General features: G+C 74.9%; 11 protein-coding genes. 1 reads left to right on the plus strand and 10 read right to left on the minus strand.

Annotated features, from left to right (window positions below; translation table 11 throughout):
- Positions 1 to 100 precede the first annotated feature (100 nt).
- Genes crtI through NH2_RS18070 form a run of 3 tightly spaced genes read right to left on the minus strand, consistent with a single transcriptional unit; the run spans position 101 to position 3,560 of the window.
- Positions 101 to 1,681 carry a phytoene desaturase family protein gene (gene crtI, locus NH2_RS18060; RefSeq protein ID WP_067655175.1) on the minus strand — a complete coding sequence of 527 codons (1,581 nt, stop codon included), beginning with the start codon at positions 1,679 to 1,681 and terminating at the stop codon, positions 101 to 103.
- On the minus strand, positions 1,678 to 2,328 hold the full coding sequence (locus NH2_RS18065) for a hypothetical protein (RefSeq protein WP_157103835.1): 651 nt from the start codon (positions 2,326 to 2,328) through the stop codon (positions 1,678 to 1,680). Before NH2_RS18065 ends, crtI begins: the two co-directional genes overlap by 4 nt.
- Entirely contained in the window at positions 2,325 to 3,560 is a 1,236-nt protein-coding gene (locus NH2_RS18070; protein WP_084505633.1) for a polyprenyl synthetase family protein, read from the minus strand. Before NH2_RS18070 ends, NH2_RS18065 begins: the two co-directional genes overlap by 4 nt.
- Before the next feature lie 271 nt (positions 3,561 to 3,831).
- Between NH2_RS18070 and NH2_RS18075 the strand changes: the two genes are divergently transcribed.
- Positions 3,832 to 4,752: a methylenetetrahydrofolate reductase gene (locus NH2_RS18075; protein ID WP_084505634.1), complete on the plus strand. Its 921-nt coding sequence runs from the start codon at positions 3,832 to 3,834 to the stop codon at positions 4,750 to 4,752.
- A gap of 3 nt (positions 4,753 to 4,755) precedes the next feature.
- Here NH2_RS18075 and NH2_RS18080 read toward each other — a convergent pair whose 3' ends face one another.
- The 7 genes from NH2_RS18080 to NH2_RS18110 all read right to left on the minus strand — a co-directional run bounded on the left by NH2_RS18080 (position 4,756) and on the right by NH2_RS18110 (position 12,838).
- Positions 4,756 to 5,949: an LLM class flavin-dependent oxidoreductase gene (locus NH2_RS18080; RefSeq protein ID WP_067655182.1), complete on the minus strand. Its 1,194-nt coding sequence runs from the start codon at positions 5,947 to 5,949 to the stop codon at positions 4,756 to 4,758.
- Complete coding sequence (locus NH2_RS18085; protein ID WP_067655185.1) at positions 5,946 to 6,761, minus strand: DUF1684 domain-containing protein; 816 nt, start codon at positions 6,759 to 6,761, stop codon at positions 5,946 to 5,948. Before NH2_RS18085 ends, NH2_RS18080 begins: the two co-directional genes overlap by 4 nt.
- On the minus strand, positions 6,758 to 8,149 hold the full coding sequence (locus NH2_RS18090; protein ID WP_067655188.1) for an NtaA/DmoA family FMN-dependent monooxygenase: 1,392 nt from the start codon (positions 8,147 to 8,149) through the stop codon (positions 6,758 to 6,760). Before NH2_RS18090 ends, NH2_RS18085 begins: the two co-directional genes overlap by 4 nt.
- Positions 8,146 to 9,255, minus strand: coding sequence for an LLM class flavin-dependent oxidoreductase (locus NH2_RS18095; RefSeq protein WP_067655191.1), 1,110 nt, complete (start codon positions 9,253 to 9,255; stop codon positions 8,146 to 8,148). Before NH2_RS18095 ends, NH2_RS18090 begins: the two co-directional genes overlap by 4 nt.
- Entirely contained in the window at positions 9,252 to 10,937 is a 1,686-nt protein-coding gene (locus NH2_RS18100; RefSeq protein WP_084505671.1) for a dipeptide ABC transporter ATP-binding protein, read from the minus strand. Before NH2_RS18100 ends, NH2_RS18095 begins: the two co-directional genes overlap by 4 nt.
- 118 nt (positions 10,938 to 11,055) lie before the next feature.
- On the minus strand, positions 11,056 to 11,862 hold the full coding sequence (locus tag NH2_RS18105; RefSeq protein WP_439951757.1) for an ABC transporter permease: 807 nt from the start codon (positions 11,860 to 11,862) through the stop codon (positions 11,056 to 11,058).
- Entirely contained in the window at positions 11,855 to 12,838 is a 984-nt protein-coding gene (locus tag NH2_RS18110) for an ABC transporter permease (protein WP_067655195.1), read from the minus strand. Before NH2_RS18110 ends, NH2_RS18105 begins: the two co-directional genes overlap by 8 nt.
- Position 12,839: the final 1 nt, after the last annotated feature.

A 12,839-nucleotide genomic window follows, 5' to 3' on the forward strand; every position in this document is an offset into this window, starting at 1 on the left:
CCCCCGTCGTGGTCGGCGGTCGTAACCGCGGAGCGAATAGGTCTGCGCCGGCTTCACCGGGCCGGTACGGCTGCCCAGTTTACGAGCCGCCCTGGAGACATTAACCCGCCGGTGCGCGGGGATCGAGCCGGGCGGGCACCCCGGCCCGTGTGATCCGTTGCGCCGCGAGCTTTCCGGAGAGCAGCGCGGTGGGCACCCCGACCCCCGGCGTGGTGCCGCACCCCGCCAGCACGACATTGTCGTAGCGGCGCGGCAGGTTGCGCGGGCGGAAGGGCCCGGTCTGCCGGAAGAGGTGCGCCGCGGAGAACGGGCTGCCCGCCAGCATACCGCGGGCCGCCCAGGTGGCCGGGGTGTCGAGGTGGTCGACGGTGAAGTGGCGGGAGATGCCGGTGTAGCCGCGGGTCTCCAGCAGCGCGAGCAGCTCGCGCAGGTAGGCGGGGCCGAGGCGGTCCCAATCCAGCGGGGCCGCGGTGAGATTCGGGCAGGGGGCGAGCAGGGAGCAGGGCTCGGCGGGGCCTTCGGGGCGCTGGATGAGCAGCGCGGGGTCGGTGAGTGCGGGACGGGTGAGCAGCAGGGAGGGGTCGCTCATCAGCCTGCCGCGGCCGCGGTGCGCGGTGATCTCGGCGAAGGTGCGCTCCCAGGCGGCGCCGAAGTCGATGGTGTGGTGCGCCTGGATCGGCCAGCGCGCGGCGGTGGCGGCGGGCACGGTGCCGTGCGCGACCACCGCGGAGGGCGAGGCGCGCAGCCCCGGCCTGCGGCGCAGCCCGAAGCGGCCGAGTTCGCCGAGGTCGGCGGTGAGGACGAGGGCGTCGCAGGGGAGCTCGGAGCCGTCGGCGAGCCGGACCGCGGTGGCGCGGCGGCCGCGGTAGGTCACGCCCGCGGCCTCGGTGTTCAGCCGCAGCGTGCCTCCTGCCGCGGTGAGCGCGCCCGCCATCGAGGCGGCGATGGCGCGCATGCCGCCCTCCGGGTAGAAGACGCCGAGCGAGGTGTCCATGTGCGGGATGGCGCCGTAGACGGCGAGCGCCTGCGCGGGCGCGGTGCCCGCGTACAGCGCCTGGAAGGTGAAGACCCGGGCGATCCGCGGGTCGCGGACGAAGCGGGCCACCGCGGGGCCGAGTCTGCCGAAGCCGCCGAGCCGGAGTAGCCGCAGCAGCGCGGCCCGTTTGGCGGGGTAGCGGACCATGTCCAGCGCGGAGTCGAAGTTGGTGTCCATGAACTCGCCGTACTCGGCCCGGTAGATCCGGGCCAGCCAGGCGCGCAGGGCGCGGTAGCCGCGGGCCGCCTCGGGGCCGGCGAAGCGGTCGACCTCGGCGGCCATGGCCTCCGGGTCGGCGAAGACGCGCAGGTCCGCGCCGTCGGCGAAGCGGGCGTGGTAGCTGGGGGTGAGCCGGTGCATGCGGAGCGGGGGATCGCACTGCTCGGGGGTGCTGCCGACCGCGGCGAGTGCCTCGGTGACCAGCCCGGGGAGGGTGAGGACGGTGGCGCCGGAGTCGATCTCGTAATCCGGGCCGCGGTAGCGGCCGACCCGGCCGCCGGGATGGTCGGCGCGCTCCAGCAGGGTGACGCGGTGCCCGGCGCCGGTCAGGTACAGCGCGGCGGCGAGGCCGGCGAGGCCCGCGCCCACCACGACCACCCGGTCGGGCCGGCCGGGGACGGTGGCGGGCGCGGGCCCGCGGGTCATGCGTCGAGCAGTTCGGCGATTCCCGCCAGGGTGCGGTCTTCGGCCTCGCGGTCGCGGGCGATCTGCAGGGCGCGGTACTCGATCTCGAACTCGTCCGGCTCGGGTTCCGGGCGGCGGGGGGTGATGCGGCGCTGCCGGGCGATCAGCGGGCGGGGTTCGTCGTCCGTGTGGACGAGGTCGTCGGCGTCGTACTCCGCGCCGGTCTCGGCGCGCGCTCCGGCGGTGCGCTTCGCGCCGGTCGCGGCGTCGGCATCCGGCTCGGTGCCGCGCTCGCGCGCGCCATACGCCCCGTCCTCCATACGAGTGGTGTCGGCGTCGATCTGAGCGTGAGCGGTGTCCGCATCGTCGTGCGCGGCGGCATCGCCGGTCTCGTGGCCGGTGCCCGGTTCACGGCTGTCCGCGTCATCCCGGCTCCGGCCGGGCTCGAACCCGGCCTCCGGCTCGAACTCCGCCCCGGGGAAACCAGCGGGGACGACGACCGTGCGCCTGCGGCGGCCGGTGGGAATCGTGCGCGGCGCGGGCAGCCCGGCGCCGAGCACGACCCGGCGTTCGCCGGGCGCGGGGCCTGGCCTGCGGCTGCCCCGCGGTGCGGGCGGGCAGCTGCCGACGACGATCACTCGGTCCTGCGGGGCGACGAAGGCTCTCATAGGGCTCTCCTGGTGGCGGCCAGCGCCATCGCGCGCAACTGTGCTTTCGCGACGGGCTCGGCCGAGCTGGATTCGAGCGCGGCCAGGCCGCGCTCGGTGAGGTCGGTGATGCGGGACTCGACGTCGTCGACCGCACCCAGGTCGACGAGCAGCTCCCGCAGCAGCGCCACCTCGTCGGCACCGAGGTCGGTGCCGATCCGGGAGCGCAGCAGTCGGGCGGCGGCCGGGTCGGCGGCGTCGGCGCGGCGCAGCGCCTCGGCCAGCAACACGGTGCGCTTGCCCTCGCGCAGATCGTCACCGGACGGCTTGCCGGTGACCTCGGGGTCGCCGAACACCCCGAGCAGGTCGTCGCGCAACTGGAAGGCGACGCCGATGTCCTTGCCGAACGTCCGGTACGCCGCGACCAGCTCGGGGCCGGCGTCGGCGAGCGCCGCACCGAGGTGCAGCGGACGTTCGATGGTGTAGGCCGCGGTCTTGAACTCGTTGATTCGCAGCGCCGCCGCGACCGTTTCGTCGCCGCCCGCCTCGCCCTGGATGTCGAGCAGCTGCCCGCCGAGCACCTCGGTGCGCATGCCTGCCCATACCGGGGCGAACCTGGCGAACGCGGCCGGGTCCAGCCCCGCCCCGTTCACCATGTCGTCGGCCCAGGCCAGCGCGAGATCGCCGACCAGGATCGCCACCGCGACGCCGAACTGCGCCGGGTCGCCGAGCAGTGCCCGCTCCCGGTGCCGCTGCTCGAAATCGACGTGCACGGTGGGAAACCGGCGCCTGGTCCGGGACGAATCGATGATGTCGTCGTGGATCAGCGCGCAGGCCTGCACCAGCTCCAGCGCCGCGCAGGCGCGCAGCACTCCCGCGGCGGCGGGGCCGTCCGGGTCGCCGCCGGCGCCGAGCCAGCCGGTCCAGGCGAACGAGGGTCTGGTGCGCTTGCCGCCGCGCAGCACGAAGTCGCGCAGCACGTCGGCGGATTCGGTGAAGGGCGGCCCGAGCGGCTCGACCAGCGCAGTCCTGCTCTCGAAGAACTCGGCCAGCGCGTCCTCGACGGCGGTCACGAAGGCGCGCAGCGCCTGCCGCGGGTCGGGCGCCGCGAGGGTTGCCGTCGCCGCGGCGGCGCGCCCGCTGGCGACGGGCGTCGGGGTGCCTGGTCCGGCGGACAGGGGAACCTCCCGGTATCGGTTCTCGCGGGCCGGTGCGGGCACGACGATGTGCCCGCACAGATCTGCTCGGGGCATGACGGCAGGCACGATCGATGCAAAGCCGTCTGCCCGTAGGATACGCGCTCCTGTTCGCCCCCTGCACAGCGGCACGGGCTGCACCCGGGTGGATCCGCGGCAGCGCCGACTTCGCCCCCCGCATAGCGGCACGGGCCGTAGCCGGGTGGATCCGCGGCAGCGCCGACTCCGGCCCCTGCACAGCGGCGGGGGGCGGGTGCACCCCGGCCTCTACACTGGGCCGGTGACTGTGGACGATCTGGGGGGACGACGGGCTTCGAGTTCGCCGTCGGTGGTGCGGAGCCTGCGGACGCACGGGCAGCGGCTGGTGCCGTTCTCGGTGGAGTTCAACCCGCCGCGGGACGCGGCGGCCGAGGCGCGGCTGTGGCGCGCGGTGCGCGAGTTCGAGCGCATGCACCCGGCGTTCGTCTCCATGACCTACGGGGCGGGCGGCTCCACCCGGGATCGCACGGTGCGGGTGACCGGGCAGCTGGCGGGGGAGACCACGCTGCTGCCGGTGGCGCACCTGACCGCGGTCTCGCACAGCGTCGCCGAGCTGCGCGCGCTGGTCGGGTCGTACGCCGACGCCGGGATCTGCAATGTGCTCGTCCTGCGCGGCGACCCGCCCGGGGATCCGCTCGGCGAGTGGGTGCGGCACCCGGACGGCGTCGAGTACGCCGAGGAGCTGGTGCGCATCGTGCGCGACCTCGGCGATTTCCACGTCGGGGTGGCGTCCTTCCCGCAGGGGCACCACCGGTCGCCGGATCTGGACCACGACACCAGGCACCTGGCCGCCAAGCTGCGGGCCGGCGCCGAGTACTCGATCACCCAGATGTTCTTCGACGTCGAGCACTACCTGCGGTTGCGCGACCGGCTGGTGGCGTTCGACCCGGAGCAGGGCGCCAAGCCGATCATCCCCGAGCTCATGCCGATCACCTCGCTGCGCACCGTGCGCCGGGCCGAGGAGCTGTGCGGGCGGCCGCTGCCCGCCGCCGTCGTGGACCGGCTGACCGCTGCCGCGGGGAACGGTCCCGAGGAGGATCGGGCCGCCGTGCGGGCGGCCGGGATCGAGATCGCCACCGAGATGGCGCAGCGGTTGATCGACGAGGGTGCGCCCTGCCTGCACTTCATCACGCTGAACTTCGCGAAGGCGACGACCGAGGTGCTGACGAACCTCGGGTACGGGGTGACGGCGGCGCCGGTCTCGGCGTAGGGGTCAGGCCGCGCCGGACTGTGGCGTGTCGAGCTGTTCGCCGCGGGCGGCCCACGCGTCGGCGAGCAGGCGGTGCGATTCCAGGCGGTGCCGGTGCTCGAAGGCGATCGTCGTCGCCAGGATCTCGTTCGCGTCGCTGACCCGGCGCAGCGCCGCCAGGCGGGCGGCGACATCGTCGGGGGTGCCGACGAAGCGGGTGGCGATCCGATCCTCGACCAGCCGTTCCTGCTCCGCGGTGAGCGGCGGCACCGAATCCGGCGCGCGGTAGTCGGCCGCGCCCGCGCCGCTGCGGATGCTGTACACCCAGTGCCCGTACCCGCGGGCCCGGTACCGTGCCGTCTCCTCGTCTGGCCCGACCAGCACGTCGGCGGAGATCACCGCGTACGGCTCGGCGAGCACCGCCGACGGGCGGAAGGCGGCCCGGTAGGCGGCGACGGCGTCCAGCGCGCTGCCCGGCGCGACGTGGTACGCGGCGGCGAACGGCAACCCGAGCCGCCCGGCCAGCTCCGCGCTCTCCCCGGCCGAGCTGCCGAAGATCCACAGCCGCACCTGCGCGCCCTCGCCGGGCACCGCGTGCAGCGCGACCCCGTCGCCGGTGACGAAGCTGCCGTCGAGCAGCCCGCGGATCTGCTCGACCTGCTCCGGGAAGTCGAGCGACTGCGCGCCCGGCAGCTGGAGTGCCTGCAGCGCGGCGACGAAGCGGGAGCGGTCGGTGATCCGGCCCGGGTCGAAGGGCGGCGGCACCACGATGCCGTCGCGCACCTCGGTGCGGCGCTGCGCCGCGGGCTTGCCCGCCTCCGACCCGAACTGCGCCTTCCGGTGCCCGGAGCGGCCGATGCCCAGATCCAGCCGCCCCGGGTGCAGTGCGTCGATGGTGCCGAACGCCTCCACCACCGAGGCCGAGGTGTGGTGCCCGACCTGCACCGCGGCGGTGCCGACCCGGATCCGCTCGGTGGCGGCGGCGACCAGCCCGAGCAGCGTCACCGAGGACGAGCTCGCCACCCGCACGAAATGGTGCTCGGCCAGCCAGTACCGGTGGTAGCCCCAGCGCTCCGCGTGCCGCGCGAGGTCGACGGTGTCGCGCAGCGCCTGCGCGGCGGTGCGGCCCGCGCTGATCGGCGCGAGATCGAGGATCGACAGCGGAATCCGCCCGCTCGGCCGGCCCCCGTTCGCTGCCTCGGGAACGTGCTCGCTCATGCCCGCCGCTCGGTGCGCGGGTCCTGCTCGCCCGCCTCGATCGCCACCCGGAGCCGGTTGCGCTCCGGGGCCACCGGGCAGGTGGCGTAGGCGGTGAAGGCGCAGGGCAGGTTGGTGGCCCGGTTGAAGTCGAGCAGCACGGCGCCGTCCGCGGCCGGGGCCGCGATCTGCAGCGCCCGCGCGCCGGGGTAGCTGGTGATGCCGCTGGTGGCGTCGGTGAAGAGCACCCGCAGGTCGTCGCCCGCGCCGAAGACGACCAGCTGCTCGGTGACGCCGTTCAGCTCGAACTCCACGGTGCCGACCGCGGTGTGGTGGTGCTCCAGCCCTGGCACCACCGCGCCGGTGGTGACCTGCTCCGGCTCGGCGAACCGGGTGAACCGGCCCGCGACGACCCACTCGGCGGCGGGCGGGTAGGAGGGGATGTCCCGGAAGGTGACCAGCGCAGGCGAGGCCGGATCGTGCACCCGGACCGCGTACTGCCCGGTGCGCCGGATGATCTCCAGCACCCGGTCGTCGTGGCGCACCGCGATGCCGGGCGCGCCCTCCCGCGGTCGCACGATGTGCACGCCCGCGATCCGGGTGCCCTCGTGGTCCAGCCGGTCGCCGGGGCGGGCGGTGATGAAGACCTTGTCGTCGGTCACCCACCAGGTGCCGGGGAGGCCGTCGATGCGCTCGGGGGCGTCGGTGAGCCAGTGCAGCGCGGTCAGGCTCAGGAAGCCGAGCGGGTCGCGCAGCCGGTCGACGCGCGCGTGGTGCCAGCGCTCCCACTCGCGGGCGAAGTGGGTGGCCGAATCGGTGGTGACTGCGGTCATGACGCGCGGACTCCTTCGCTGCGGTGTTCGGAAATCGGGGGACGGCGGCGCTGCCGCTGGGCCGGGTGCGCGAGCCCGAGGTGCTCGCGCAGCGTGCTGCCGGTGTACTCGGTGCGGAAACTGCCGCGCTCCTGCAGCTCCGGCACCACCCGGTCGACGAATTCGTCCAGGCCGTGCGGGGTCAGGTGCGGGACCAGGATGAAGCCGTCGGAGGCGTCGGTCTGCACGTAGGTGTCGATCTGCTCGGCGACGCCCGCCGGGGTGCCGACGAACTGCTGCCGCGCGGTGACCTCGATGACCAGCTGCCGGATCGTCAGCTTCTCGGCCTCGGCCTTGGCCCGCCACTCGGCGGCGACCGCGAGCGGGTCCGTGCGGTGCCGCACCCGGCCGCGGGTGATGGTGACGTCGCCGGAGGGCTCGACCTCGGGCAGCGGGCCGTCCGGGTCGTAGCCGGAGAGGTCGCGGCCCCAGACCTGCTCCAGGAAGGAGATGGCGGTCTGCGGGCTCACCTGCTGCAGCCGGATCAGCGCGGCGCGCTCGTGCGCCTCGGCGTCGGTGTCGCCGAGCACGAAGGTGGCGGCGGGCAGGATCTTGAGCTCGTCCCGGTCCCGGCCGTACTTCGCCAGCCGGTCCTTGACGTTCGCGTAGAAGGCCCGGCCCGCCTCCAGGGTGCCGTGGCCGGTGAAGATGGCGTCGGCGGAGCGGGCGCCGAACTCGCGGCCGCCGTCCGAGTCGCCCGCCTGCAGCAGCACCGGGTGCCCCTGTGGGCTGCGCGGGAGCACGAAGCGGCCGGTGAAGTCGATGTGCTCGCCGTGGAAGGCGGTTTCCGGCACGTCGCGGGCGAAGACGCCCGATTCGCGGTCGACGGTGAGCGCGTCCGCCGGCCAGGCGTCCCAGAGCGCGCGGGCGGCGTCCACCACCTCGGCGGCGCGCTGGTAGCGCTGCTCGTAGTCGAGGTAGCCGCCGCGCCGGAAGTTCTCGCCGGTGAAGGCGTCGGAGGAGGTCACCACGTTCCAGGCGGCGCGGCCGCCGGAGACGTGATCCAGCGAGGCGAACTGCTTGGCCAGCTCGAACGGCTCGTTGAAGGTGCTGTTGATGGTGCCCGCGAGCCCGAGTTTCCCGGTGACGCCGGCGAGCGCGTCGAGCACGGTGAAGGTGTCCGGGCGGCCGACCACGTCCAGGTCGTGGATGCGGCCCAGGTGCTCGCGCAGCCGCAGCCCCTCGGCCAGGAAGAAGAAGTCGAAGAGGCCGCGCTCGGCGGTCTCGGCCAGGTGCCGGAAGGAGGCGAAGTCGATCTGGCTCCCGGACTCCGGGGTGCTCCACACCGTGGTGTTGTTGACGCCGGGGAAGTGCGCCGCCAGGTGCACCTGCTTTTTCCGGGTGGTCATCGTGCTCCTCCGAGTGCGTAGCGGCTGGCCGGGCGCGCCAGCCCGAGGCGGTCGCGCAGGGTGGCGCCGGACTCCGGCGGGGTGTGGCCGAGCCCGCCGAGCGCGGGCAGCGCGGCGGCCAGCGCGAGCGGCCGCAGCACGATGCCGTCGACGGCGCCCGCGAGCGCGACCAGGGTGGCGCGCAGGGTGTCGGTGGTGCCGATGTGCGCGGCGCCGGTGTCGGCCGGGTACCAGGCGTTCAGCTCGGCCACCTCGGCCTCGGCCCGCTCGACGGTCGCGGCCAGGTGGATCTCGAGGTCGGCGAGCACGAAGACGCTCTCCGGGTTCCGGCCCGCCGCGGCGACCGCGGTGCGCAGCCGATCCCGGTGCGCGGCGAGCGCTTCCGGCGCGGCGGCGGCCACCCGGATCAGGTCGGCGCGCTGGACCGCGACGGCGGTGGCCGGGGCGTCGGCAGCGCCCGCGCGGACCGCGACGATGGGCTGCCCCTGCGGCGAGCGCGGGGTGATGGAAGGACCCTTGACGGAGAAGTTGTCACCCGCGAAGTCGATGTAGTGCAGCTTCTCCCGGTCGATGAAGCGACCGGTGGGGACGTCACGGATCTCCGCGTCGTCCTCCCAGCTGTCCCAGAGCCGCACCGCGACCTCGATCGCCTCGTCGGCCTCGTGCCAGAGCGCGGGGTGGTCCTGCTCCGGCTTGCGGCCGAAGGCGGCGGCCTGCTCGGCGCCGGGCGAGACGGTGACCTCCCAGCCCGCCCGGCCCAGGCTCGCGAAGTCCAGCGCCTGAATGGCTTTGGCGAGGTGGAAGGGTTCGGTGTGGGTGACCGCGCCCTGTGGCACCAGCCCGATCCGGCGGGTGCGGGCGGCCACCCGGGCGGCCACGGCGATCGCGTCGAGCCGCCCCCTGGTGACGCCGGGACCGCCCGGCTGCAGGGCGAAGGAGTCGGGGACGAAGAGCAGGTCGGCGCCTGCCGCCTCCAGCGCGGTCGCCGCGTCGGCCCAGTAGCCGCCGGTGAAGAGCTCCTCGGCGCGGGAGTCGGGGCGGCGCCAGGAGGCCGGGTGCGCCCCGGTCCCCGCTGCCTCGACCCCGAGCAGGAAGGGAATGCTCACGGTGTCTCCTTTTCCGGGCCGGGGAGCCCTGCGTGGCTGTGCTCCGCCCCCGGACTCGACCCGGGCCGGGGGGCCGGTTCCTTTCGCGGCCGCGGTACGGCGGCGAGCAGCTCGCGGGTGTATTCGTGCTCCGGGGCCGCGAAAACAGCCGCGGTGCGGCCGGTCTCGACGATCCGGCCGTGCCGCATGACCGCCACCCGGTCGCTGATCCGGCGCACTACCGCGAGATCGTGCGAGATGAAGAGGTAGGCGAGCCCGAGCCGGCGCTGCAGGTCGCCCAGCAGCGTCAGGATCTGCGCCTGCACCGAGGCGTCGAGCGCGGAGACCGGCTCGTCCAGCACCAGCAGCTCGGGGTGCAGCGCGAGAGCGCGGGCGATGGCGACCCGCTGCCGCTGCCCGCCGGAGAGCTCGGCCGGGCGCCGCCCGGCGAAGCCGGAGCCGAGCCCGACCTGTTCCAGCAGCTCCCCGACCCGCGCGGTGCGCTCCGCCCGGTCACCGGTGCGGTAGGCGCGCAGCGGCTCGGCCACGATGTCGGCCACCCGCTGCCGCGGGTCGAGCGAGCCGTACGGGTTCTGGTAGACGATCTGGAAACGCCGCCGCAGCTCGCGTAACTTCCGGCCGCGCAGCGCGGTCAGCGGCTGCCCGCTGAATTCGACGGTGCCCGCGTCCGGGTCGGCGAGCCGCAGCGCCAGCCGCGCGGTGGTCGACTTGCCGGAGCCGGATTCGCCGACCAGCGCCAGCGTCTCGCCGCGGTCCAGCTCGAGCGAGACGCCGTCCACGGCGGTGAGCGCCGCACCGCCGAGCCGGAACCGCTTGCGCAGCCCGGTGATCCGCAACAGCGGTTGCTCCGCGCGCACGCGCTCGGCGCGGCCGGGGCCCGCCGCGGCCAGTCCGGGGGAGGAGGCGAGCAGTTCCCGGGTGTACGGGTGCTCGGGTGCGGTGAGCAGCCGGGCGGCCGGCCCCGCCTCGACCACGGCGCCCGCGCGCAGCACCACGAGCCGGTCCGCGCGCTCGGCTGCGGTGGCCAGGTCGTGCGTGATGAGCAGGACGGCGGCGCCGCGGGCGGCGGTGCGCTCGGTGAGCCGGTCGAGTACCCGGCGCGCGACGGTGGCGTCCAGCGCGCTGGTCGGCTCGTCGGCGATCACCAGGTCGGGGGAGCAGGCCAGCGCGGTGGCGATGAGCACCCGCTGGCGCTGGCCGCCGGAGAGCTGGTGCGGGTACTGCTTCGCCCGCTCGGCGGGGCGGTCGAGCCCGGCCTCGCCGAGCAGCTCGACGGCGCGCTCGGCGGCGTCGCGGCGGGTGGCCCTGCCGTGTACCAGCAGCGCCTCGGCCACCTGGCCGCCGATGCGCCGCACCGGGTTCAGCGAGAGCCCGGGATCCTGCGGCACGAAGCCGATGCGCGCGCCGCGCAGTTCGCGCAGCGCCCGCTCCGAGGTGTGGTCCACCTGCGCGCCGTCGAACTCCACCGCGCCGCCGTCGATCTCGGCGCTCGCCGGGAGCAGCCCGATCACCGCCTGCGCGAGCGTCGACTTGCCAGAGCCGGATTCGCCGACCAGCGCCACCACTTCGCCCGGGTGCAGCGTCAGCGAGACGCCGTCCAGCGCGGTGACCGGGCCGTCGCCGGTGCGGTAGCGGACGCGGAGATCGGTGACGCGCAGCAGCGCGGTGCGGACCGGCTGCATCAGGGCGGTCACGCGGTCACTCCTCGGCTGGTCGCGGGCGCTCCGCGGTCTCGCTGCGCGCCCGCGTTCCGGCGCGGCGCGGTCGCGCGACGGTGTCCCGCCCTCGGGCGTAGCTCGATCATGCGGCGTCCTGCCTGTTCAGGGCGCGCCCGGCCTGCTGCGCGGCGAGCACGACCGCCACGATCACCAGACCGGGAAGGGTGGTCATCCACCAGGCGGTGGCGAGGAAGTTGCGGCCCTCGGAGATGAGCGAGCCCCACTCCGGGTCCGGCGGCTCGGCGCCGTAGCCGAGGAAGCTCAGCGCCGAGACGGCCAGCACCGCCATCCCGAACTCCACCGTGGCCAGCGCGAGCACCGGCTGGTAGGAGTTCGGCAGCACGTGCCTGGCCAGGTTGGTGTACCAGCGCACCCCCGAGGCGTGCGCCGCCTCGACGTAGTCGGCGTGCCGCACCCGAAGCACCTCCGAGCGCATCACCCTGGCGAAGTTGGCGACCAGCGAAATGCCGACGGCGATCGCCACGTTCCTGGTCCCGAAGCCGAGCGCGGTCACCAGGGCGAGCGCGAGCAGCAGCTGCGGGATGGAGAGCAGCACGTCGACCACCCGCATGACGGCGGCGTCCACGATGCCGCCCGCGGCGCCCGCGATCAGCCCGAGCAGGGTGCCCGCGACCAGCGCGATCCCCACGGCGAGCAGCGTCGCGGAGAGCGAGGCGGCGGCGCCGTGCACCATCCGGGTGTAGAGGTCGCGGCCCAGGTTGTCGGTGCCGAACCAGTGCACCGCGCTCGGCGCGCTGAACTTCTCCCTCGGGACGCCGATCAGCGGGTCGCCGCTCGCGAAGAACGAGGGGGTGAGCGCCCAGCCCACGATGATCAGCAGCACCAGCACCGAGAGGACCAGCGGGGTCCGGCCGCGCAGCTCAACCACGAGCAGCCACCTCCTCGACGGCCTTTCCCGCCCGCTCCCCTCCGGCCGTCACGATCCGCGGGTCGAGCAGCGGGTAGAGCAGGTCGACGGCCAGATTCACGACGACGAAGACCAGCGCGGTGACCAGCACGATCCCCTGCACCACCGGAATGTCCTGGGCCAGTACCGAGGTCTGGGTGAGCCGCCCGAGCCCCGGCCGGGCGAAGACCGTCTCCACCACCACCGATCCGGCCAGCATGGTGCCGACCAGCACTCCGGCGATGGTGAGCGCGGGCACCGCTGCCGGGCGGGTGACGTGCCGCCACTGCACCCGGCCGCGGGAGGCGCCCTTGGCCAGCGCCACCGCGGTGAACGGCTGCTTCCAGGTGCCGGCGAACCCGGCCGCGAGCACCTGCGCGAGCACAGCGCCGATCGGCAGCGCCAGCGTGACGGCGGGCAGCACGGTGCCGCGCAGCCCGGAGCCGCCGAAGGCCGGGGCCAGGTGCAGCCGGAAGGAGAAGACCTGTAGCAGGAGCAGCCCCGTCCAGAAGGTCGGCACCGCCACCGCGATCGGCGGCAGCGCGAGCAGCGCGGTGCGCAGCCGGGGCAGCCGGGTCGAGCTCGCCGCCACGGCCACCGCGATCCCGCCCGCCAGCGCGACGACGAGCGCGAAGGCGGTCAGCCCCAGGGTGGAGGGGAGCACGTCGGCGATCGCCGACGTCACCGGCTGCCCGGTCGCCACCGAGCGGCCGAAGTCGCCGTGCAGTGCGTTCCAGAGCGCGTCCAGGTACTGCTGCCGGAGCGGCTTGTCCAGGCCGTAGCGGGCGCGCAGCTCCTCGATGGCGGCGGCGTCCACCGGGGAGTTGCCCGCGCCGCCGTCGGCCGCGATCGCCACCGGGTCGGCGGGCAGCAGGTAGAGCACGACGAAGGAGACCGTGAAGGTCGCCCACAGCACCCACACCGCCTGCAGCAGCCGCATTCCCAGATAGCGGGCCACG

The sequence above is a fragment of the Nocardia harenae NBRC 108248 genome, from assembly GCF_001612885.1.
GTDB classification, from domain to species: domain Bacteria; phylum Actinomycetota; class Actinomycetes; order Mycobacteriales; family Mycobacteriaceae; genus Nocardia; species Nocardia harenae.

Coding starts and splice junctions, on each gene's coding strand:
- crtI (WP_067655175.1), bottom strand. CDS start 1,681: ATGACCCGCGGGCCCGCGCCCGCCACCGTCCCCGGCCGGCCCGACCGG.
- NH2_RS18065 (WP_157103835.1), bottom strand. CDS start 2,328: ATGAGAGCCTTCGTCGCCCCGCAGGACCGAGTGATCGTCGTCGGCAGC.
- NH2_RS18070 (WP_084505633.1), bottom strand. CDS start 3,560: ATGCCCCGAGCAGATCTGTGCGGGCACATCGTCGTGCCCGCACCGGCC.
- NH2_RS18080 (WP_067655182.1), bottom strand. CDS start 5,949: ATGAGCGAGCACGTTCCCGAGGCAGCGAACGGGGGCCGGCCGAGCGGG.
- NH2_RS18085 (WP_067655185.1), bottom strand. CDS start 6,761: ATGACCGCAGTCACCACCGATTCGGCCACCCACTTCGCCCGCGAGTGG.
- NH2_RS18090 (WP_067655188.1), bottom strand. CDS start 8,149: ATGACCACCCGGAAAAAGCAGGTGCACCTGGCGGCGCACTTCCCCGGC.
- NH2_RS18100 (WP_084505671.1), bottom strand. CDS start 10,937: ATGCAGCCGGTCCGCACCGCGCTGCTGCGCGTCACCGATCTCCGCGTC.